The sequence below is a fragment of the Pectobacterium araliae genome (assembly GCF_037076465.1).
GTDB lineage: Bacteria > Pseudomonadota > Gammaproteobacteria > Enterobacterales > Enterobacteriaceae > Pectobacterium > Pectobacterium araliae.
On sequence record NZ_AP028908.1, the window covers coordinates 1,775,353 to 1,796,730 of the forward strand.

Below are 21,378 nucleotides of genomic sequence, written 5' to 3' on the forward strand. Positions count from 1 at the left end.
TCATATCTGCGCAATCCGAGCGTACAGGGATGTATTTACAGCGTCTTTACGATCTATCCGTTACTACCGCTCTACGGACTCTGGTGTGATGCGGTTATTCGGCTTCGTCGCCGTAATACAGCTTACCGATGCGGATAATATCGCGCCCCTGTGATTTGCGGTGCTTATTGGAATCGCGCAGGGAATAAATGCAGCCGCAATATTCCTGTTGATAGAAACGTTCACGCTTACTGATTTCGATCATGCGAGCCGAACCGCCGCCTTTACGCCAGTTGTAATCCCAGTAGGTGACACCGGGGTATTTCTGTGCCGCGTTCTGGCCACATTCGGTAATCTGCTGCATGTTTTTCCAACGGGAAATCCCTAGCGAACTGGAAATGACGCTAAAGCCGTTTTCCGCGGCGTACAGCGCTGTTCGCTCGAAGCGCATATCAAAACACATGGTGCAGCGAACGCCACGTTCGGGTTCCCACTCCATGCCTTTGGCGCGTTCGAACCAGTTATCTGCGTCGTAATCTGCATCGATGAACGGCACGTTATGCTGTTCGGCGAAACGGATGTTTTCCTCTTTGCGGATCAGATACTCACGCTGGGGATGAATGTTGGGGTTATAGAAGAAAATGGTGTAATCGATGCCAGAAGCGGTGAGGGCTTCCATGACTTCACCCGAGCAAGGCGCACAGCAGGAGTGCAGCAGCAGTTTGTCTGCGCTGTTGGGCAGTACAAGCTGGGGACGTTTAAATTCTGCGGTTTTGACATTCGACATGGTTTTGACGTTCGACATAAAAAATAGCCACTTCGTTGTGGTCCGTAAGGACGGTAGCATCACAAATTCGTCACGAATTATTGATGATATGCTCACAAGAGGCAACCTCGTGGTCCGTCCAGCGTTATCTTTCCCGTTGCGTTCCCCGTATAATACCCCCTAAGATTGCCTGCTTTTTTTGGCCTGAATGGCTGTGATTAACGATCAAATGGTTACCGAGTAGCGTTATGCGTGTTCTGCTTGCCCCGATGGAAGGGGTTCTTGACTCATTAGTGCGAGAGCTGCTGACCGAAGTAAATGATTATGATCTATGCATCACCGAATTTTTACGTGTGGTGGATCAGTGCCTGCCAGTGAAATCCTTTTATCGCCTTTGCCCGGAGCTACACCACGCTAGCCGCACGCAGTCGGGTACGCTGGTGCGTGTGCAGCTATTGGGGCAATACCCGCAGTGGCTGGCGGAGAATGCGGCGCGGGCGGTGGAACTGGGCTCGTATGGCGTCGATCTTAACTGCGGCTGCCCGTCGAAGCTGGTGAACGGTAGCGGGGGCGGGGCGACGTTGTTAAAAGATCCCGAGCTGATTTATCAAGGCGCAAAAGCCATGCGTGAGGCGGTGCCTGCGCATTTACCCGTCACGGTGAAGATCCGCCTGGGCTGGGATTCTGGCGCTCGTCAGTTTGAAATTGCTGATGCGGTGCAGCAGGCGGGGGCAAGCGAATTGGCAGTGCATGGTCGCACCAAAGAAGACGGTTATAAGGCTGAGTGCATTAACTGGCAGGCGATAGGGGACATTCGTCAGCGTCTGCGAATTCCGGTGATCGCCAATGGTGAAATCTGGGACTGGCAGAGTGCTCAGGATTGTATGGCGACGACGGGCTGCGATGCCATCATGTTGGGGCGGGGCGCGCTGAATGTGCCGAATCTGAGCCGCGTGATTAAGTATAACGAGCCGCGTATGCCGTGGCCGGAAGTCATGCTATTGCTACAGAAATATGTGCGGCTGGAAAAGCAGGGTGATACGGGAATGTATCACGTCGCACGCATCAAACAGTGGCTTGGCTATTTGCGTAAGGAGTACGAGGACGCCACCGAATTATTCAGCGAAATTCGCACCTTGAAGACCTCAACGGATATCGCCCGTGTGATTGGTGAACCATAAGCGCTCACCGTTTCCTCATTTTTTGCCTTCCCACTTTGCGTGTTTTCATCACGTTGTCCAGATTTAACGCACCATGAAAGCTCGCCACTTGGTGATGCTTTCGCTCGGCGTTTTTTCTCGCCCGCTGACGAATTTGCCTTTGGTGGTTTATCCCAATTCCGGCGCGCAGTATGATGCAGTAACCAAAACCTGGAGCAGCACTCATGATGCCGCATGCTCGTTGACGGCATATCTGCCCGAATGGCAGGCTGTGGGAGCGCGTCTGATTGGCGGCTGTTGCCGAACTACACCTGCTGATATCGCCGATATTGCACGCTGCTGTCAGCACTAAAATAAGTACTTGTATAAGGAGATGCCGTGATGGGAAATGATGTGGATCTGCAACATGTGTATTCGCTTGCCAGACAGCGCGTCGCGCCGGATGCGCCGATAACGGTGCTGTGCATTGGTGAACAGCAGACGACCGTCATCTGCGGAACGGCATCACAACCGTCAGCAACGCTGCAATTGACTATCGGTTTTGACAAAACCGCGGCGACGTTTTTCAAACATCTTCCCCCGACCCCTGATGAAATGGAATTGGCGATCATGGCGGTAGAAGATGAGGTGACGCGTATTCGGCACGACATCCCTACGGATTCCGTTTTGTTCTCTTTCGACCCCGCATTGGTGACAATTGCACAGATTTCGGGAGCAGAAGAAGAGGATGCCGGATGGCGGCTGCCGCAGGATGATATGGAACGAACATTTAAACGTCTGGAACGTGTCATGTTGGGGAGCCCAGCAGGCTGGGAAGGGATTCCGCTAGAAAACGCTTTTTCCGCCCGGTTACTTATTTTACGTGAGTTTATGCACCATCACGGCTTCGATTCTGCACTGATCTTGCTGTTACCTGCGGTTGCTGCGTGAAGAACTAGCGGTTTTTTCTTTCTCAGCTACTATTAACGGCGGTCAGCGTCCAGTGTGATTCTGACCGCCTTTTTTTAATGGGACGTCGCTAATGGCATTTGTTGCCAAAAAGCGGTGCAGGGGATAGCTGATATCGTAAAGCAATCACGCAGTAATATGTTCGCGGTGACCGGATGTGACAGGACGTAGGGTGTTAATCAAGGAGGATAAAGGACGGCCATTGGGCCATATTATGTTACCTGTATGATCTATTTTGCGGATGACTGAATCATTATTATCTTGAATTTCCGTATGACAGCGTAATAAAACGCTGATCGATATGGTGGAGAGTCAATTTTATTTCAGGGAATCTAGTGAGGGAAAAAACATGGTTGAACATTTCACAGGGAAATATGAAGTTGAACTTAAATTTCGCATCGACGATATAGCCGTTTTTAGGAATACGCTTTTTAGTCTTCACCCAGAAGCTTTCGTCTTTGAAAATAAAGAACATGATATTTATTACGATGACTCAGAGAAGCGACTACAACAGCAAAATATCAAAATGCTGGTGCGCCGCATGGAGCCATCGGGGATAAAACTCTGGATTGTTAAAGGGCCGGGAGCGGATCGTTGCGAAGCGGTTAACGTCGAAGCCTTTGAAAAAACCGACAGTATGCTACAGACGTTAGGGTATCAGCCCTTGTTTGAAATTCATAAAATTCGCAGTATCTATTTTTTAAATATTTTCCATATCACCCTCGATTATATTGAGTCGCTTGGGTATTTTGTCGAAATATCAGTGATGACCGATGACGAAACCCAGTTGAAAGCACTCAGGGAACGGTGTATAGAGTGTGCATTACGGCTCCAATTGTTATTGGATAATATTGAAACGAAATCTTATTACCAATTATTAGGCTTTAATTGATTGTTCTTTTTGGGTTATTGAGTTGTTGCTTTTATTGTTCAATTTACACACGGGGAAATGATGAAGAAATCTATTTCGGCGGTGCTGGCCACGGTAGTGATGGTGTTTTCTCTGTCCGTTCATAGTAGCGATGTGGCGCACTATAAAGACGGCACCTACATCGGTAAAGCGCAGGGTAAGGCAGCAGAAGTTGAAGTCACGGTCAGCATTAAAGACGGGAAGATCGCAAACGCTGAAGTGTTGAAGCATGGCGATACCGAGGCGATGATGCTGAGCGCGACCGATCAAATTGTGCCGGAACTTCTTGAGAAGCAGGATGTTAACAAGGTGGATGCGGTAACGGGGGCCACCTTATCGAGCCAGGGGGTGATTAACGCGGTGAAACAGGCGCTAGAACAGGCGAAAGTTACGCCGTAATCGTAAGTAACTGCCACCGTTGAGGAAGGAATCGTACTGCCGTGGAAAACCTGTTGATTATTCTGCGTCACACGCCTTATTGGGTGTGGGCTATTTTGGGTTACCTGATTTATGCTGGCGTAAAAGCCAGTCAGCCGAGGCAACAGTCGTTGGCGCGGGTGTTTGTCGTACCCACGGTTTTCATGGTGTGGGGTATTAGCGCGATTTTCCACACGCTGATGCTTCCGCTTGCCGCGGCGGGGGGATTTCTACTGATGCTGGTGATTGGGCTGAGCATCGGATGGATGTGGGGGAAAACGTCAGGAACCTATCTATCGGAATCGCGTAGTTTTCAACGCACTGGTTCATGGTGGCCGCTGGTCTTGATGCTGCTGACGTTTTGTTCTCGTTTCTACTTTTCCGTCCAGTTAGCTCGGTTTCCCGCATTGGCACATGACACAGTGTTCTGTCTGATGTCCGGCGCGGCGAGCGGAATAACGGCCGGGATATTCAGCGGCGTTAGCCTGCATTTGCTCAACCAGATGCGCAAAATAAAACCGCACCTGACGTAATGCTATAAAAAACAGTATGTTGCTATAATCGTTTGTCAAAATTTGTCACAAAGCTTTTTCTGCTGCATGAGTGCGTGGGGAGAGGCGGTAAATTATAATGACGATGCCTATCCCTTTCATTTAACAGAATACTGTTTAAGTTATTGAAGAATGACTAAAAATTTTAAGCTTTCTCTTTTTGGCCTGTTGGTTCTGTCAACCCATGCTGTGATGTTGCCTCAGGCTGTGGCGAAAGCGCCGACGTATTCCGCTGGTAGCGCGCATCAGGAAATTGCTTCCGGTAGCGCGATGGTGGTGGATTTGAGTGATAACCATATTCTTTATTCCAGTAATCCTGATGTCGTTGTGCCGATTGCGTCGGTGACAAAGCTGATGACGGCGCTGGTGGTGCTGGATGCCAACCTGCCGCTGGATGAAATGATCTCCGTGGATATCAGCCAGACGAAAGAAATGAAAGGGGTGTACTCACGCGTTCGCCTGAACAGTGAGATCAGCCGCCGTGACATGCTGTTACTGGCGCTGATGTCATCCGAAAACCGTGCGGCCGCCAGTCTGGCTCACCACTATCCGGGTGGCTATCAGGCGTTTATCCGTGCAATGAATGCCAAAGCCCGCGCACTCGGTATGGCACACACGCGTTATGTAGAGCCAACCGGCCTGTCGATTAATAATGTGTCGACCGCCCGTGACCTCACCAAGCTCCTGATTGCCAGCAAGCAATATCCATTACTGAGTCAGCTCAGCACGACGCAGGAAAAAACGGCGACGTTCACCCACCCGGCGTATAGCCTGCCGTTCAGAAACACCAATCATTTGGTTTATAACGCCGACTGGAGTATTCAACTGACTAAAACGGGCTTTACGAATCAGGCCGGGCACTGTCTGGTGATGCGCACGATCATTAATCAACGGCCTGTTGCGCTGGTGGTGTTGGATGCATTCGGTAAATACACGCACTTTGCGGACGCTAACCGCCTGCGTAAGTGGATTGAAACCGGTAAGGTCAGCGAGGTGCCTGCTGCGGCATTGAGCTATAAGAAACAAAAATCGCTGGCTTCTCGCCAACCGCAGAGTATGGCGAATATCGATACTGAATAAGAGATTACCCCTTCCCATGTTACGTTTTGACGGTGGCTTGGCAAGCCACCGTCTGCGATTGCGTTAGGCGCGGGCGCGAAAGTCCTCTACCACTTCACCTGCATTTGTCACATCTTCTTCGTGTGCGGCTTCGCGCCAGGTTTCTGCTAAGGCGTCTTGCAGCCATTGCTGCATCGCGGGCAATGCCAACACGCGGTTGCAGTAGGCGGCGGCTTCCGGCGAAACGGGAAGTTGATAGGTTTTGATACGGAAAACGACGGGGGCAAAAAACGCGTCTACCGCTGAAAATGATTTCCCTGCCAAAAACGGCCCGCCAAACCGTGTTAACCCTTCCTGCCATAGTTCACCGATACGCGTAATGTCGCTGCTGAGAGCAGGAGATATCTCGTTTAGCTTGACGCGCACGCCGCAACTCATGGCGCAGGTATTGCGCAGTGCCGTAAAGCCGGAATGCATTTCGGCGGCGGCGCAGCGTGCCCAGGCGCGGTTTTTGACATGAGCAGGCCAGATGCCGGGGTGCTGTTCGGCCAGATACTCGGTAATCGCCAATGAATCCCAGACGGTGGTTTCGTCGTCGATCAGGCAGGGGACTTTTGCCGTCGGTGAAAAGGCCTTAAACGCTGGCTGTGCCATACCCGGCGAAAAAATAACCAGCTTCTCTTCGAAAGGAATCGACAGCGTTTTTAACAACACCCACGGGCGCAATGACCAGGACGAATAGTTCTTATTGGCGATGTACAACTGATACATGTCTGAGGCTCCTTGCATTAGCGAATGCCTTAGCATTAGCACGAAAGGTGGGAAAAATCATCCTCCTCTCCGTGGCTTATCTATCGGTTTTGCGCATTGCTATCAGGATAATGATGCAAACGGAAAGCGCGGAATGTGAATTATTCGTATCGTTTAGCATTATTCTTGCAGTTTTTATTAAATGAAACCTCAACAAATGCACTATATTACGCGCTGTGCATTTGAGTGCGTCGGTGCGGCAACCACTATCGGGAAGCCTTATTCGCTTAAGGCAGGAGAAGGTGTTTTTCGCCTTGTCAGAGAAGGGATGTGACCGTCGGAATCTTTAACCTGTCTTGTGCTTCAGCGCTCTATTTTTGACTCTGATGCCTGGATTGACTAGGTCTTTATAACGAATGAAATGGCTTACTTCACTGACTATAGCAATTGGACTTGCCTGTAATCCGGCATTTGCGCAGGAGTTGACGTCTGCGCCAGCATCACTATCGCCTTCACATCAACAACGTGATGCGTTTGTCACGGATCTGCTGAAGAAAATGACGCTGGAAGAGAAAATCGGCCAGCTCCGATTAATCAGCGTCGGGACGGATAACCCGAAAGAAGCCATTCGGGAAATGATCAGAAACGGGCAGGTTGGCGCGATTTTTAATACGGTAACCCGCCAGGATATTCGCGCGATGCAAGATCAGGTCATGCAGCTCAGCCGCCTGAAGATACCACTGTTTTTTGCCTACGATGTGGTACACGGCCAGCGCACTATTTTTCCTATCGCACTGGGGCTGGCCTCCAGTTGGGATATGGGCGCGATTGCGAAAAGCGCGCGTGTGGCGGCTTATGAAGCGACGGAAGATGGGCTGAACATGACCTGGGCACCGATGGTGGATATCACCCGCGATCCGCGCTGGGGGCGCGTGTCGGAAGGCTTCGGTGAAGACACCTGGTTGACCAGTAAAATTGCCGGTGTGGTCGTCAAATCCTTTCAGGGCGATGAGGTAACCGGACGCCACTCGCTGATGACGAGCGTCAAGCACTACGCGCTTTATGGTGCTGTTGAAGGTGGGCGCGACTATAACACCGTGGATATGAGTCCGCAGCGTATGTTCCAGGATTATATGCCGCCTTATAAAGCGGCGATTGACGCTGGCAGTAGCGGCGTGATGGTGGCGCTGAACTCCATCAACGGTACACCAGCCACCTCAAACAGCTGGTTGCTGAAAGAGGTTCTGCGCGATCAGTGGAATTTCAAAGGCATCACCATTACCGATCACGGTGCGATTAAAGAGTTAATTAAGCACGGCGTTGCCAGCGATCCGCGCGATGCGTCACGTCTGGCGCTTAAATCCGGTATCGGGATGAGCATGAGCGATGAGTATTTCGTACGCTATCTGCCAGAGCTGGTGAAAAGTGGTGCGGTGAGCAGGCAGGAGATCGACGATGCCTGTCGTCAGGTCTTGAACGTGAAATACGATATGGGGCTGTTTGACGATCCGTACCGTCATTTGGGCGTCGCGAGTTCCGACCCGGTGGATACCAATGCGGAAAGCCGCTTACACCGTTTGGATGCGCGTGACGTGGCGCGTAAGAGTCTGGTGCTGTTGAAAAACCGCCTGCAAACGTTGCCGTTGAAGAAAGAAGGCACGATTGCCGTGGTGGGGCCATTGGCTGACAGCCAGCGCGATACCATGGGAAGCTGGTCTGCGGCAGGCGTCTCGAAACAGACGGTTACCGTTTATCAGGGGCTGAAGAATGCCGTCGGCGATAAAGCCACCATCCTCTATGCCAAAGGTGCCAACGTCAGTAATCACAAAGGCATCCTTGATTTCCTGAATCAGTATGAAGATGCCGTGCAGGTGGATAAACGCCCGCCGCAGGTGATGATCGATGAAGCTGTCGACGCCGCGAAGAAAGCGGATATGGTGGTCGCCGTTGTCGGTGAAGCCGCAGGGATGGCACATGAAGCATCCAGCCGCGCGAATATCGATCTGCCGCAAGGCCAGCGCGATCTGATCGCGGCGCTGAAAGCGACGGGGAAACCGCTGGTGTTGGTGCTGATGAACGGCCGTCCTCTGGCGTTGGTGCGTGAAGATCAACAGGCCGATGCGTTACTAGAAACCTGGTTCAGCGGTACGGAAGGCGGTAATGCGATCGCTGATGTGCTGTTTGGCGACTATAACCCATCCGGCAAACTGCCAATGTCTTTCCCGCGTTCTGTCGGACAGATTCCGATTTATTACAATCACCTGCCGTCAGGCCGTCCTTACACGCCGGAAAACCCAGGTAAATATACTTCTCACTATTACGATGAAGCCAACGGACCGCTCTATCCCTTCGGTTATGGCCTGAGCTATACCACGTTCAGCGTGTCAGACGTGCGTTTATCCAGCCAGACGATGAAGCGCAATGGGACGATTAATGCCAGCGTCACGGTGAAGAACACGGGTAATCGTGCAGGGGAAACGGTAGTACAGCTGTATCTCCACGATGTCGTGGCTTCCATCAGTCGCCCGCTGAAAGAGCTGCGTGGTTTTGAGAAAGTGATGCTACAGCCGGGAGAATCCCGCACGGTCACCTTCACGCTCGATCAGGAAGCACTGAAATTCTACAATGCCCGCATGCAGCAGGTGGTAGAGCCCGGTAAATTCGATGTGATGATTGGTCTGGATTCACAGCGCGTGAAGAGCGACAGCTTCACCCTGCTGTAATGACGTGCGTCTCGCCGTCGGTATGTCCGGCGGCGAATACACGAGTGATTATTACCGAAATGCAGTGTGATTTTCGAAATCAAGAGTGATTAGCGGAGAATAGGGGCTTGCAGGAACAAGGTATGCCGTTGACTGAAGTCGTGCTGGTTGATGAAAATGACAAGCCAACGGGCGTAATGGAAAAGCAAGAAGCGCACGTAAAAGGCGCGCTACACCGTGCGATTACCGTCTATATTTTCAACTCTCGCCAGCAACTGTTATTGCAGCAGCGGGCAGAGGAGAAATATCACAGCGGTGGTTTATGGAGCAATACCTGTTGCAGCCACCCCGCGCCCGGTGAAGAGACGTTGCAGGCAGCACATCGCCGCTTGTATGAAGAAATGGGGCTACGCTGTACGCTGACGCCGATGTTCACGCTGACCTATCGTTTGCTGCTGGATAACGGGCTGATTGAGCATGAGCTGGGGCATGTCTATTTTGGCGTGACAGATGACGTTCCGCAGATCAATCCTGATGAAGTGTTGAGCTATGAATACCAGTCGATAGACGGCATTGCACAGCAGATGGCAACGGCGCCTGAGCAGTTTACTGCCTGGTTCCAACTGACTTTCACTCGCATTCCTGAGTACTGGCAGATGTTTCAGTCTGCACAACCCGGTTAATTCAAGCGATGTTCATTGCCGCGTTTCCGTGCGGCGCTGTTCGTGCAATAGGCGGGTGGCGCGCCGTGGGGCAAAAACCTTAGCCCGCGTGCTCGATGATAATGTAGCCCACCAGCATCATGCCAGACATACCGCCCAAGGCGAGCAGGGCAAAAAGACCGATAATGCCGATTTTTTGAAGAGTCATCAGGTTATCCTTTTGTTAACTGCTCCGAATTATAATGCCTTCAGCCCATGAAACAAGGCGAAACGCGCCTTGCTTTTTAAATACACCGCATTACCGAAATATCTATTAGCGAAATAACAATTACCGAAATAACAATAGCAGACCGAAAAACATCAGAATGACACCGGCTCCGCGCTCAATCGGGTTAAGCCAGCGGGTTAAACGCTGCTGAATCAACGGACGAGCGATCAGCGCGGCGATCAACAAATCCCACACCAGTACGACAGAAAACATCCAGCTGCCGCTGACGAATTGTTGCACAGGTGTCACATGTGGCCCAAGAATGCTGGTCATCAGGCTGATGTAAAACAGCATGTTCTTAGGATTCAACAGTGATGATCCTAGCCCCAGCAGAATTTGTTTGCGCAGCGTTGGACAACGGTTGGACTGCTGTTCTGCCTGTAGTGATAGCGCAGAACGACTTTTCACTAACTGATAGCCAACCCAGAGCAGATACGCCGCCCCGGCTAATTCGATGAAGGTAAAAAGCGTGGGCGAATGCTGGATGCCTGCCCAGCCGATCGCTGCCAGCAGAATGTAAATGCCGTTGCCTAGTGCGATACCCAGACAAATTCCTGCACTGCCGCGCAGTCGGTAGCGAATGGCGTAGGCCGTCAGCAGAAAGAAATCTGGGCCAGGACTTAGTAGCGCCACAAAATGCGCCAGTGCCAGTGCGGGAAAATGGGCTGGAAAAAGGGAGTCGGCGGAAAAAAGGGAACTGATAACCATAATATTTCTGACCTCGATAAATAATCGAAGCCAGTCTAGACAAGGTGTTCGGCTATTTATTGTCAAATATTGATCGCGCGTACTGACCCGGCGTGGCTGCGGTGTATTGCACAAACGTTTTATGGAAATGGCTTTGATCGCAGAAGCCGCTTTGATAGCTGGTATCAACCAGCGGCGTACCTTGTTTCATCAGCGATTTGGCATACTCAATACGCGCATTATTCAGGAATGCCATCGGTGTAATACCGGTATCGTGACGAAACTGCCGCACGATGGTTTCGCGTCGTAAATTCAGTTCATCTGCCAGCGTTTCCAGTGAGGGGGATTCTTGCAAATTATTCAGCAGACGTTCGCGTATGTGCCGTGTCGTGGTTTGCGATGTGTGATGGGGTAATGCGGGTTCTGGCAGACAATATTGGCGCCAAATGGGCTCCAGCATCGTTTTGAGCTGGTCGTCTGCTGACATGATGTCTCCCTGATACAGTAGGGTAACAACATGTTGATAACGCATAAATAGCGCCGGATCGCGCAATACGACACAGTTGCACCGTAAGCTATCCGCCTGATAGCCACAGTGAGCGGTGATCTGGTCGAGACACCATTCGGTATCCAGATAGAGCATGTGGTAGCTGCGCGTTTTCCCAGGAAGTGGGTTACAGCTGTGCGGTTGCTGGGGCTCGATAAAGATCAGATCGCCACTCTGTAAATGATGCGTTTCGTTGCGGTAATGGCAAAGCGTTTCGCCGTGTTCGATCGCTCCAATTGAGAATTGCGCATGGCTGTGTGTTTTATAGGCTTGGCGACTGTTGCGCGTGGTGCGGCTTTCAACATGCGGTAACCGTGGCGAAAACCAGTACGATTGGTTAATGGCGTGGACTGAAGACATAATTTACCGAAGCTATTGTTTATGAAAATAGCGTTTACCGCTCGCGACACCGATAGGGTTTACCCTAATCGCTGGACGGAAAATTGTCGAGATCGGAATTGTCACAAGCGTGATATCGGCTGACGTCGCCGAGTGTCTGTGGGACAATGGCGGCCAGATTATACAGATATAGAGTATGCATGGCGCTGTCCCCCGCAATAAAATTGCAGATTGGTCAATGGTATAAGGCCCTGCAAGCGCAAATCCCGGATTTTATTTCCCGCGTTCCCCAGCGACAGATGATTGCCGAAGTGGCGAAAACGCTGGCGGGCGATTACCCGCGCCATTTGGCTATCGAAGCACCAACCGGCGTCGGGAAAACGCTTTCTTATCTGATTCCGGGGATCGCTGTAGGGCGTGCGGAGGACAAAACGCTGGTGGTCAGCACCGCGAATGTGGCGTTGCAGGATCAGATTTACAGCAAAGATTTGCCATTGTTGCAGAAATTTATTCCCGAACTGAAATTTACCGCGGCATTTGGCCGTCGTCGTTATATTTGCCCTCGTAATTTGGCAATGCTGGCAACCGATCCCGATGCACAGGGGGATTTACCGCTCTTTCTGGATGATGAACGGCTGTCTGCCAGTAAGGAAGAAGAACGCGTCTGTGTAAAGCTTGAAAAAGCACTACAAGGCCACGCCTGGGACGGGCTGCGCGATCATTATCAGGATTCAATTGACGATAGCCTGTGGCAGAAATTGTGTACGGATAAAGCGAACTGCCTTGCGCACAACTGCCACTACTATCGCGAGTGCCCGTTCTTCATTGCACGGCGTGAGATCGAACAGGCGGATGTCGTCGTGACCAACCATGCGCTGGTGATGGCGGCAATGGAAAGTGAGTCGGTGCTTCCTCCCCCGAAAAATTTATTGCTGGTGCTTGATGAAGGACACCATATCCCCGATGTTGCCCGCGATACGCTGGAGATGTCCGGCGATATTCATCCCGCCTATATGATGGCGCAAATGGAACAACTGGTGCAGCTCATCGGACAGTGTATGGCGCAGTTCGCGCCAAAATCGCCACCGCGCCTCGCTAACAGTGAACGGTTAACCAGCCATTGTGAGGAGATCCGTGAATGTGTGCTGTCGTTCTCGCAAATGTGCGGGCTGTTTCTTCCGCACGATGGGCAGGAAACCGAGTACCGCTTTGCGATGGGTAAAATGCCGGATGAAATGCGTGAGCTCTGTGTGCGATTGTTCAAGCTAACCGATACGCTGCGGGCGTTGGTGGAGTATATGCTTAACGATCTCAGCGAGAAAACCGGCAAGCATGATGTGGTGCGGGTCTATCACGCGTTGCTGAAAATGAGCCGCCAGCAAGGCTACGTTGAGTCGATGAGCAAGCTATGGCGACTGGCGGCGATGGAAAAGTCGTCGAACGCACCGGTATCTAAATGGATTACGCGAGAAATACGTGATAACCAGCCGCATCTTCACCTGTACTGCGCGGGGATTCGCGTTTGCGATCAGCTTGAAAGGCTGCTGTGGAGTAAGGTGTCACATGTGGTGGTGACGTCGGCCACGTTGCGGTCGCTTAACAGCTTTGCGCGCATGCAGGAGCTTTCTGGTTTGGGCGAGCAGGAAGGGGACACCTTCATCGCGCTGGATTCGCCGTTCAACCACCGCGAGCAGGGGCGTCTGGTGATTCCCAAAATGCGTTATGAACCGCTGATGGAGTCAGAGGCGCAGCATATTGCTGAAATGGCACAGTTCTTCCGGGCGGAGTTAAAACAGGATAAGCATAAAGGGATGTTGATGCTGTTTGCCAGCCAGCGTGCTATGCAGCTCTTTCTAACGCAGGTTACCGATTTACGCCTGATGCTGCTGGTTCAGGGAGATAAGCCGCGTTACAGGTTGGTCGAGCTGCATCGTCAGCGGGTACAGGAAGGTCAGACTAGCGTGTTGATTGGCTTACAGTCCTTTGCTGAAGGGTTGGATCTGAAAGGGGAGCTCCTTTCTCAGGTGCATATCCATAAAATCGCGTTTCCGCCCATCGACAGCCCGGTGATTTTGACGGAAGGCGAATGGTTAAAAAGCCTCAAACGGCATCCGTTTATCGTACAAAGTTTGCCCAGCGCCTCGTTTAATCTTATCCAACAGGTTGGACGCCTTATTCGTAGCCATGACTGTTTTGGTGAAATCGTTATTTACGATCGTCGTTTGCTGACCAAAGGCTATGGCGCACAGCTGCTGGCGGCGCTGCCCGTTTTCCCGATTGAGCAGAGAGATATGCCATAGCAAAGTCGGTCTGAGTATTACCGTCCGCCGAATAAGGGGGTAATTGTCCCCTATTTAGCGCTATATTTTTTTATTCTTATTTGTTAGATTTGTCTCCGAACAGCAAGGATGCCGTTAATACGTGTGACAATTTATGTCATTACGCCGCGCGGTTTTTATCAACCAAGGACAGGTACCATGATGAAAATTAACGCAGTGAATAAAAACCCCTTCCTTTCCGAAAATGAACGCTGTCTGGCATCCGTTTCTCTTGTTTTTCATATCAATACCAATAATAAAAATTAGTCACCGTGACTTTATTATTTATCATTTGATAATAACGAAAATAATTGGCGTTATTTCTTAATTATTTCCTTATAGAGATAATTTTTATTTATATGCATTTTTTGGATATAAATATTTTTAGTGAGCTCTATTTACCCAGGAGACGATTAGACCGCGACCACGTGCGGTACATGCAATACCGCTATTGCATGAAGGGAATTAGGATTCTGATCATCCCGATCAGACTTATGGAGAAGAAAAGATGGCTTTACGAGATCAAGATAAGGATACCTCCGAATCGGCATTGCATGCAGCGGGTACGGGGTATAGCGATGTATACGATCTGTATAATTACCACTCCCGTGGTGAGGGACAGTTTAATGGCAAACCTTCGTTCACCAGCGAGCTGGCCGCGAAGGAAATTGTCCGCGACGGCCTGACCTGGAATGGCACGAACGTATTCGGTAAATCTGCTAATTTGACCTATTCGTTCTTACAGAACGTGCGGTCTATCCCTTCTGGCGATCAGGGCTTTGTAAAATTTAACGCCGCTCAGACCGAGCAAGCTAAGCTGTCTCTGCAATCGTGGTCAGATGCCGCTAATATTACGTTTACCGAGGTTAATCCAAGCGAGAAAGCCACCATCACGTTTGGTAACTACACCCGTGATTCAAGCGGTCGGCTGGACAATAGTACTCAGGCCTATGGCTATATGCCGGGTAACTACTCGGCGGCGGGCAGTACCTGGTACAACTATAACGTCGATAATATTCGTAACCCGGATACGATGGAGTATGGACGTCAGACGCTGACGCATGAAATCGGTCATGCGCTGGGTCTGAATCACCCAGGCGATTATAATGCGGGTGAAGGTAACCCGAGCTACCGCGATGTGACCTATGCGGAAGATACACGCCAGTTCAGCCTGATGAGCTACTGGAGTGAGCAAAACACTGGAGGCGATTTTCATGGGCACTATGCTGCTGGTCCGCTGCTCGATGACATCTCGGCGATCCAATATCTTTACGGCGCAAACATGACCACGCGTACCGGTGATACGGTATACGGTTTCAACTCCAACACGGATCGTGATTTCTATACAACCAACAGCAATAGCCAAAAACTAATCTTCTCCGTCTGGGACGCGGGTGGTAATGATACGTTTGATTTCTCTGGTTACCGAAACGATCAGCGCATCAATTTGAATGAAGGCGGATTCTCTGATGTTGGCGGCCTGAAAGGTAACGTTTCTATCGCTCACGGTGTCACGATCGAAAACGCCATTGGCGGCTCCGGCAACGATATTATTGTCGGTAACGACGCAAATAATATTCTGAACGGTGGTGCAGGCGACGACGTTATTTACGGCGGCGGCGGTGCAGATACGCTGACGGGCGGTGCGGGCAAGGATATTTTCGTCTACGCCAGCGCGAGCGACTCTTCCGATAAAACTGGTAATGACACCATCACCGATTTCCAACGCGGCATCGACAAAATCGATCTGTCAGCGTTAAATCAAAATAAAGATTTGCAGTTTGTTGATGCTTTCACCGGACGTGGCAATGAGGCACTGCTTGATTGGGATGCGGGTAGCAATACCACCAATCTGTGGCTGAATTTTACCGATCAGACCACGCCAGACTTTCTTGTGCATATTGTTGGCCAGCCTTCTGCGGCAACCGATTTTATCGTGTGATGTAGCAAGGACGGGGAAACCCGTCCTTTTCTGTTATCGATTTGGGGCCACTATGAAAAAATTAATCATCGCGGCGTTGTTAAGTGCAATCAGCGGAGGATGTATGGCAAATAGTCTGAAATTACCTTCAGCAAGTGAGCTAAGCGGCGTATGGCAATTGCGTAGCGGGGAACAGCAGTGTGAGGTTGTACTGCACAATACGCCGTTAGTGGATAGTACCTGGCGCCTTGACGGCGATGCTCAATGTTTAAAAGCGCTATTATCTGATGTACCCGCCGGCTGGCGGCCGACGCCGGACGGTATCACGTTAACGAAAGAACAGGGTCAATCCGTCGCGTTCTTTAGCAAGGAAAAAGAGGGCTATACGCTGATATTGCCTGATGGCAGTACACGTACGTTGCACAAGCAGCCCTAACAGGAGAGGCAAACGCAGTGAGTCAACTATCAAATAAGGAACGTTCGTTGTTGAGTATACTGCGTCCTTTCCGGCGCAGCTTCTGGAGCATTGGGATTTTCAGCGCTATCGTTAATATACTGATGCTCTCGCCTTCGATTTATATGCTTCAGGTTTACGACCGCGTACTGGCTTCAGGGAATGGTACGACATTGCTGATGCTCACTCTGCTGATTGCGGGGTTGGGCGTATTCATGGCGGCACTCGAATGGGTGCGAAGTTTGGTGGTCGTCAGACTTGGTACGCGGATCGATTTACAGTTGAATCAGCAGGTCTTCAACGCCGCGTTTGAGCGCAATCTGGAGGCGGGCGAGGCAAAAGCCGGGCAGGCGCTGAACGATCTCACGCTATTACGGCAGTTTATTACGGGCAACTCACTGTTTGCCTTCTTTGATATTCCCTGGTTTCCCTTCTTTTTATTGGTGCTGTTCCTGATTCATCCGGTTCTCGGCTTTCTGGCGTTAGGGGGAACGGTGGTTCTGCTGCTGTTGGCGTGGCTGAATCAGTATCTCACCACGTCGCCGTTGGAAGAAGCCAACCATGAAGCGCTACAGGCGACCCATCTCGCTGATACGCAACTGCGTAATGCGGAAGTGATTGAATCAATGGGGATGCTGCCTAACTTACGTCGGCGCTGGTTAGGGCAACATTATCGCTTTATTACCCTGCAAAATCTGGCGAGCGAACGGGCCGCGGTTGTCGGCGCTGCGTCAAAACATGCGCGCATTTTTCTGCAATCGCTGATGCTTGGCGTGGGGGCCATGTTAGCGATTAAGGGCGAAATTACGCCGGGGATGATGATTGCAGGGTCAATTCTTGTCGGGCGCGTGCTAAGCCCTATTGATCAGTTTATTGGTATTTGGAAACCATTGAGCAGCGCACGGCAAGCCTGGCATCGACTGAATCGAATTATGACGGCGTATCCGCCCAAAGCAGAGGCGATGGCCTTGCCTGCGCCGATTGGCCAGCTTAGCGTCGAAAATGTGTTATTGCAGACGCTGCAAGGAGCATCAAGATTGCAGGACATCCATTTCTCGCTTCAGGCGGGGGAAACGCTGGCGATTCTGGGCGCATCGGGCTCAGGAAAATCCACATTGGCGCGTTTACTGGTCGCGACGCAAGCACCGACGCGTGGCAAGGTTCGACTGGATGGAGCCGATCTTAGTCAGGTAGATAAAACGGCATTTGGCCCGGCAATGGGCTACCTGCCACAAGATGTACAGTTGTTTAAAGGCACGCTGGCGGAGAATATTTCCCGCTTTGGCGAGCATGACGCAGAAAAAATTGTCGCAGCGGCGAAGCTGGCTGGCGTCCACGAAATGATTCTTAGCCAACCGCAGGGATATGACACGCCTCTTGGCGCTGACGGCAACGGACTGTCGGGTGGGCAGCGGCAACGTATCGCGCTGGCGCGCGCGGTATATGGCGATCCCTGCCTGCTGGTACTCGATGAGCCAAACTCCAGCCTCGATAACGAAGGTGAAGTGGCGCTGGCGCAGGCGATCTCGCACCTTCAGAAGCGAGGAGCGACGGTGGTGTTGATTACGCATCGTCCTGCATTAACCACATTGGCGCATAAAATTCTGGTTCTTAACCAAGGCAGACAGCAGCGTTTTGGGCCTGCCCGCGACATTCTGAACGAATTGCAGCCGCGTCGTGCCGCCAATCAAGCACAAATGACACCTGCTGCCGCTGTCCAGCAGTAACAGGGAATGACGAATACAGGGAAAGACATGTTCGCATCAGAAATAAGTGAAGAGAGTATGAGCCAGACGGCGCGGCGCGATGAGAAACGTGCTGTGCGTCTGGGGTGGTTGCTGGTGCTTGCCGGGTTCGGCGGTTTTCTCCTGTGGGCACTGTTTGCGCCGTTGGACAAGGGCGTCATGGTGAACGGGAGCGTCGTGATTTCCGGTAATCGTAAGGTAGTGCAGCACAATCAGGGCGGTATTGTCGATAAAATCCAGGTGAAAGATGGCGACAACGTGGAAGCCGGTCAGATCCTGTTAACGTTGAATGAGGTTGATGCACGTTCGGCGAGTGAAGGTCTGGATGGTCAGTATTTACAGTTGGTGGCGCGGGAAGGTCGGCTGCTTGCCGAGCAGCAGCGGTTGAGTGACATGGTGATGACGCCTCGCCTGCAACCGCTAGCGGAAAAGCCAGAGATGAACGTGATTATGGCACTACAGCGTGATTTACTGCACAGCCGCCAGCAGTCGCTCAAGCTTGAAGCGGAAGGGATGCGCACCAGTATTGCGGGTATGGCGGCATCGCTCAGCGCCCAGCGTCAGGTGATGGCCAGTAAGCAGAAACAGCGGGAGACGTTGGAACAACAGCTGCAAGGGCTGCGTTCCCTGGCTGCGGAAAATTATGTGCCGCGCAACAAAATGCTGGAGAACGAACGCCTGCTGGCGCAGCTTAACGGTGATATCGCGCAGCTGGCGGGAGAGATTAATCGCACCCGTCGTGACATTGAGCAACAAACGCTGCTGATCGCACAACGCCAGCAAGAATATGACAAAGAAGTAAACAGCGAACTGGCAGAAGTCCGGGCGCTGCTGAGCGATGTGGGCAGCAAGAAGGAAAAAGCCGATTTCAATTTGGCGAATATCCAGATGCGCGCGCCGGTTTCGGGTACGGTGGTCGGGTTGAAAGTGTTTACGGAAGGCGGTGTGATTGCGCCGGGTCAGACACTTCTGGAGATCGTACCGGACGATCAGCCTTTATTCGTGGATGCGCGTCTACCCGTTGAGCTGGTGGATAAGGTCTGGCCGGGGTTATCCGTCGAGCTTCAGTTCGTCGCGTTTAATCAAAGCACGACGCCACGCGTGGCGGGAACGGTCGAACTGCTGTCCGCCGATCGCCTGCTCGATGAACGAGACGGTTCTCCCTATTATAGCCTGCGCGTGATGGTGGATGAGGCAGGGAAACGTGCGCTGGAGGGGCTGGAAGTCAAGCCAGGTATGCCGGTGCAGGGATTTGTTCGCACCGGAGAGCGATCGTTCGTCAATTATCTATTTAAGCCTTTAATGGATCGCCTGCATCTGGCATTAACGGAAGAGTAATCATGCAAAGGATCGCGATAATCGTGCTGTTTGGGCTGCTTTCTTCAGGCGCCAACGCATTAGGACTGCTTGATGCCTGGGAGCTGGCGCTGCGTAACGATGCGCAGTTTCGGGCTGCGGGGTTTGAGCATGCAGCAGGTCAGGAAGAGGAGACGATCGGTCGCGCTAACCTGCTCCCGAATCTCCAGTATGGCTATAACGCTAACCGTAGTCATTCCAAAGTCACCCAAACGGATAGCTTCACGGGTAACACGTTAAAACGCGATTATGACAGCTACACGTCAACGCTATCATTGCGTCAGCCGCTGCTAGACTATGCGGCCTGGGCGCGTTATCAGCAGGGTGTTGCCCGCACGCTGATGGCCGATCAGCGTTTTCGCGATCGCAGCCAGGATTTGATGGTGCGGTTATATCAAGCTTGGAGCAGCGCGCTGCTGGCGCAGGAAAAGCTGCAATTGCTGGATGCGCAGCAGCGTGCTTATCAGGAACAGCTGGCGCTGAATAAACGCCTCTTGCTGGCAGGAGAAGGCACGTTAACGGATGTGCGGGAAACGGAAGCACGTTTTACGCTGACAGAAGCGCAGCGCATTGAGCAGCAGGACAATCTGGATGCGGCAATCACCGATCTGGAAAATATGACGGGCACGATGCTGGATATCGCGGCGCTACATCCTCTGACGCTCACGCAACTGCCATCAACGGAATCAGGTAAGCAGACGCTGGCGCAGTGGCGCGATCTTGCCGTGCAGCACAATGCAAAATTGGCGACGCAGCGCGAAGGACTGGCAGTCAGCCGCTATGAAATCGAACGCAGCCGCGCCGGACATTTACCTACGTTGTCGCTGGTAGCATCGTCGCGCAATAGCCGTTCGGAAAGTGAATACAACTACAACCAGAAATACGACACGCAGAGTGTTGGTTTGCAACTGAATGTCCCACTTTACTCCGGTGGCTCCGTCTCGGCATCGATGCGGCAGGCGGCGGCGGAATATCAGCAAAGTCAGGCGGAGTTGGACGATCAAACCAAGCAAACGCTGGCGGAATTGAAAAAGTACTACAATTTGTACAATAACGGTTCGGCGAAAATTAAGGCTTGGCAAATGACGGCCTCATCCGCCCAAGAAGCCGTTAATGCCACACGGTTGAGCGTTGCGGGCGGAGAACGTATCAATCTGGATATTTTGTTGGCCGAGCAGGATTGGTATAACGCCCGGCGAGAGCTGGCGGAAGCGAAATACAGCTGGCTTCAGGCGTGGCTATTACTACGCTATACGGCGGGTACGTTGAACGAGAAAGATATTCTGGAACTGGCGGCCTGGTTTCAGCCGGCTGGCAAGCCATCATTTTAAATGGTTCAATTTTGTGGGATATTGCGCCGCAATAATGCTTAACCTCCTTTAAAATCATCAAATCTTTCCGTTTTTCATAATAGCCTCCATTCTTATCGGGAGGCTTTATTGTGAAAAAAATCAAAAAACCGCGTCTTACTGGCTGGATCGCTCACTGTTTCCTAAAACGCGTCCTGGTTTGTTTCTCGAACAAGGTGATGAACCTGTGCCACGTGGACGTTTCCGGTTCGGGACGGCCATCACACCGTATTTGCCGCGGCAATGTTACGACGGACACTGATTGTGTCAGCCGTTTGCATCGGCGTAGCGATGGGGCTGTGATATGCGACATCTTCTTATCCCCTCGTTTTTTAACGCTCCGGTCTGTGCTGACACTATCCCCCGAGCCGCACAGACGTATCGCAGTGATGTGATCCGCAGCGCACGACTGGATTGTGGCATGAATGCCCCGATTGCTGATTTTGCAGCGCAGTTGCATCAGGAAAGCGGCTGGAATCGATGCGTTGGC

At 51.7% G+C, this 21,378-nt stretch carries 19 protein-coding genes and 3 pseudogenes; 17 read left to right on the forward strand and 5 right to left on the reverse strand.

Annotated elements, in window-relative coordinates; genetic code table 11:
- Positions 1 to 94: 94 nt before the first annotated feature.
- Positions 95 to 766: an epoxyqueuosine reductase QueH gene (locus AACH44_RS08015; RefSeq protein WP_261848606.1), complete on the reverse strand. Its 672-nt coding sequence runs from the start codon at positions 764 to 766 to the stop codon at positions 95 to 97.
- 227 nt (positions 767 to 993) lie between these two features.
- On the opposite strand from AACH44_RS08015, the gene dusC reads away from it, so the two are divergent.
- From dusC to pbpG, 7 genes and pseudogenes are all read left to right on the forward strand, one after another.
- A complete protein-coding gene (gene dusC / locus AACH44_RS08020; protein WP_261848565.1) occupies positions 994 to 1,926 on the forward strand; it encodes a tRNA dihydrouridine(16) synthase DusC in 933 nt (310 codons plus the stop codon).
- A 124-nt stretch (positions 1,927 to 2,050) separates the two neighbouring features.
- Positions 2,051 to 2,257: pseudogene (locus AACH44_RS08025) on the forward strand (homocysteine S-methyltransferase family protein); the annotation flags it as partial.
- A gap of 29 nt (positions 2,258 to 2,286) precedes the next feature.
- Positions 2,287 to 2,835: a hypothetical protein gene (locus AACH44_RS08030; RefSeq protein WP_261848607.1), complete on the forward strand. Its 549-nt coding sequence runs from the start codon at positions 2,287 to 2,289 to the stop codon at positions 2,833 to 2,835.
- Positions 2,836 to 3,202: 367 nt separating this feature from the next.
- The gene (gene cyaB / locus AACH44_RS08035; protein ID WP_261848566.1) at positions 3,203 to 3,745 is read left to right on the forward strand and encodes a class IV adenylate cyclase; all 543 of its coding nucleotides are present in this window, start codon (positions 3,203 to 3,205) and stop codon (positions 3,743 to 3,745) included.
- A 60-nt stretch (positions 3,746 to 3,805) separates the two neighbouring features.
- Positions 3,806 to 4,162, forward strand: coding sequence for an FMN-binding protein (locus AACH44_RS08040; RefSeq protein WP_338659559.1), 357 nt, complete (start codon positions 3,806 to 3,808; stop codon positions 4,160 to 4,162).
- Between the two features lie 41 nt (positions 4,163 to 4,203).
- A complete protein-coding gene (locus AACH44_RS08045; protein WP_261848568.1) occupies positions 4,204 to 4,713 on the forward strand; it encodes a DUF6622 family protein in 510 nt (169 codons plus the stop codon).
- Between the two features lie 150 nt (positions 4,714 to 4,863).
- On the forward strand, positions 4,864 to 5,811 hold the full coding sequence (gene pbpG / locus AACH44_RS08050; protein WP_261848569.1) for a D-alanyl-D-alanine endopeptidase: 948 nt from the start codon (positions 4,864 to 4,866) through the stop codon (positions 5,809 to 5,811).
- A 63-nt stretch (positions 5,812 to 5,874) separates the two neighbouring features.
- On the opposite strand, the gene AACH44_RS08055 is transcribed toward pbpG, so the two are convergent.
- On the reverse strand, positions 5,875 to 6,561 hold the full coding sequence (locus AACH44_RS08055; RefSeq protein WP_261848570.1) for a glutathione S-transferase family protein: 687 nt from the start codon (positions 6,559 to 6,561) through the stop codon (positions 5,875 to 5,877).
- Between the two features lie 395 nt (positions 6,562 to 6,956).
- Between AACH44_RS08055 and bglX the strand changes: the two genes are divergently transcribed.
- Together bglX and idi are read left to right on the forward strand one after the other, a co-directional pair.
- Positions 6,957 to 9,263 (forward strand): beta-glucosidase BglX, encoded by a 2,307-nt coding sequence (gene bglX / locus AACH44_RS08060; protein ID WP_261848571.1) that lies wholly within the window; start codon positions 6,957 to 6,959, stop codon positions 9,261 to 9,263.
- Between the two features lie 122 nt (positions 9,264 to 9,385).
- Entirely contained in the window at positions 9,386 to 9,925 is a 540-nt protein-coding gene (idi, locus tag AACH44_RS08065) for an isopentenyl-diphosphate Delta-isomerase (RefSeq protein WP_261848572.1), read from the forward strand.
- A 79-nt stretch (positions 9,926 to 10,004) separates the two neighbouring features.
- On the opposite strand, the gene AACH44_RS08070 is transcribed toward idi, so the two are convergent.
- From AACH44_RS08070 to AACH44_RS08080, 3 genes are all read right to left on the reverse strand, one after another.
- A complete protein-coding gene (locus AACH44_RS08070) occupies positions 10,005 to 10,112 on the reverse strand; it encodes a membrane protein (RefSeq protein ID WP_010297573.1) in 108 nt (35 codons plus the stop codon).
- Between the two features lie 120 nt (positions 10,113 to 10,232).
- Entirely contained in the window at positions 10,233 to 10,880 is a 648-nt protein-coding gene (locus AACH44_RS08075; protein ID WP_261848573.1) for a LysE family translocator, read from the reverse strand.
- 52 nt (positions 10,881 to 10,932) lie between these two features.
- Positions 10,933 to 11,766, reverse strand: coding sequence for an AraC family transcriptional regulator (locus AACH44_RS08080; RefSeq protein WP_261848574.1), 834 nt, complete (start codon positions 11,764 to 11,766; stop codon positions 10,933 to 10,935).
- Between the two features lie 179 nt (positions 11,767 to 11,945).
- On the opposite strand from AACH44_RS08080, the gene dinG reads away from it, so the two are divergent.
- The 8 genes and pseudogenes from dinG to AACH44_RS08120 form a co-directional block, all read left to right on the forward strand.
- The gene (gene dinG, locus AACH44_RS08085) at positions 11,946 to 14,045 is read left to right on the forward strand and encodes an ATP-dependent DNA helicase DinG (RefSeq protein WP_261848575.1); all 2,100 of its coding nucleotides are present in this window, start codon (positions 11,946 to 11,948) and stop codon (positions 14,043 to 14,045) included.
- Between the two features lie 526 nt (positions 14,046 to 14,571).
- The gene (locus AACH44_RS08090; RefSeq protein ID WP_261848576.1) at positions 14,572 to 16,005 is read left to right on the forward strand and encodes a serralysin family metalloprotease; all 1,434 of its coding nucleotides are present in this window, start codon (positions 14,572 to 14,574) and stop codon (positions 16,003 to 16,005) included.
- 103 nt (positions 16,006 to 16,108) lie between these two features.
- Complete coding sequence (locus AACH44_RS08095; protein ID WP_338659606.1) at positions 16,109 to 16,420, forward strand: protease inhibitor Inh/omp19 family protein; 312 nt, start codon at positions 16,109 to 16,111, stop codon at positions 16,418 to 16,420.
- 17 nt (positions 16,421 to 16,437) lie between these two features.
- Positions 16,438 to 18,165 carry a type I secretion system permease/ATPase gene (locus AACH44_RS08100; protein ID WP_261848578.1) on the forward strand — a complete coding sequence of 576 codons (1,728 nt, stop codon included), beginning with the start codon at positions 16,438 to 16,440 and terminating at the stop codon, positions 18,163 to 18,165.
- 27 nt (positions 18,166 to 18,192) lie between these two features.
- The gene (locus AACH44_RS08105) at positions 18,193 to 19,521 is read left to right on the forward strand and encodes an HlyD family type I secretion periplasmic adaptor subunit (RefSeq protein WP_261848579.1); all 1,329 of its coding nucleotides are present in this window, start codon (positions 18,193 to 18,195) and stop codon (positions 19,519 to 19,521) included.
- Between the two features lie 2 nt (positions 19,522 to 19,523).
- Positions 19,524 to 20,870, forward strand: a complete 1,347-nt coding sequence (locus AACH44_RS08110) for a TolC family outer membrane protein (protein WP_261848580.1) — start codon at positions 19,524 to 19,526, stop codon at positions 20,868 to 20,870.
- 136 nt (positions 20,871 to 21,006) lie between these two features.
- Positions 21,007 to 21,191, forward strand: a pseudogene (locus AACH44_RS08115) (putative holin); the annotation flags it as partial.
- A gap of 1 nt (position 21,192) precedes the next feature.
- Positions 21,193 to 21,366, forward strand: a pseudogene (locus tag AACH44_RS08120) (lytic transglycosylase domain-containing protein); the annotation flags it as partial.
- Positions 21,367 to 21,378 lie beyond the last annotated feature (12 nt).

Bases quoted from the DNA above. Each gene is read 5' to 3' on its own strand.
- AACH44_RS08015 (WP_261848606.1), bottom strand. From the start codon at position 766: ATGTCGAATGTCAAAACCGCAGAATTTAAACGTCCCCAGCTTGTACTG.
- dusC (WP_261848565.1), top strand. From the start codon at position 994: ATGCGTGTTCTGCTTGCCCCGATGGAAGGGGTTCTTGACTCATTAGTG.
- AACH44_RS08030 (WP_261848607.1), top strand. From the start codon at position 2,287: ATGGGAAATGATGTGGATCTGCAACATGTGTATTCGCTTGCCAGACAG.
- cyaB (WP_261848566.1), top strand. From the start codon at position 3,203: ATGGTTGAACATTTCACAGGGAAATATGAAGTTGAACTTAAATTTCGC.
- AACH44_RS08040 (WP_338659559.1), top strand. From the start codon at position 3,806: ATGAAGAAATCTATTTCGGCGGTGCTGGCCACGGTAGTGATGGTGTTT.
- pbpG (WP_261848569.1), top strand. From the start codon at position 4,864: ATGACTAAAAATTTTAAGCTTTCTCTTTTTGGCCTGTTGGTTCTGTCA.
- AACH44_RS08055 (WP_261848570.1), bottom strand. From the start codon at position 6,561: ATGTATCAGTTGTACATCGCCAATAAGAACTATTCGTCCTGGTCATTG.
- bglX (WP_261848571.1), top strand. From the start codon at position 6,957: ATGAAATGGCTTACTTCACTGACTATAGCAATTGGACTTGCCTGTAAT.
- idi (WP_261848572.1), top strand. From the start codon at position 9,386: ATGCCGTTGACTGAAGTCGTGCTGGTTGATGAAAATGACAAGCCAACG.
- AACH44_RS08070 (WP_010297573.1), bottom strand. From the start codon at position 10,112: ATGACTCTTCAAAAAATCGGCATTATCGGTCTTTTTGCCCTGCTCGCC.
- AACH44_RS08075 (WP_261848573.1), bottom strand. From the start codon at position 10,880: ATGGTTATCAGTTCCCTTTTTTCCGCCGACTCCCTTTTTCCAGCCCAT.
- AACH44_RS08080 (WP_261848574.1), bottom strand. From the start codon at position 11,766: ATGTCTTCAGTCCACGCCATTAACCAATCGTACTGGTTTTCGCCACGG.
- dinG (WP_261848575.1), top strand. From the start codon at position 11,946: ATGGCGCTGTCCCCCGCAATAAAATTGCAGATTGGTCAATGGTATAAG.
- AACH44_RS08090 (WP_261848576.1), top strand. From the start codon at position 14,572: ATGGCTTTACGAGATCAAGATAAGGATACCTCCGAATCGGCATTGCAT.
- AACH44_RS08095 (WP_338659606.1), top strand. From the start codon at position 16,109: ATGGCAAATAGTCTGAAATTACCTTCAGCAAGTGAGCTAAGCGGCGTA.
- AACH44_RS08105 (WP_261848579.1), top strand. From the start codon at position 18,193: ATGTTCGCATCAGAAATAAGTGAAGAGAGTATGAGCCAGACGGCGCGG.
- AACH44_RS08110 (WP_261848580.1), top strand. From the start codon at position 19,524: ATGCAAAGGATCGCGATAATCGTGCTGTTTGGGCTGCTTTCTTCAGGC.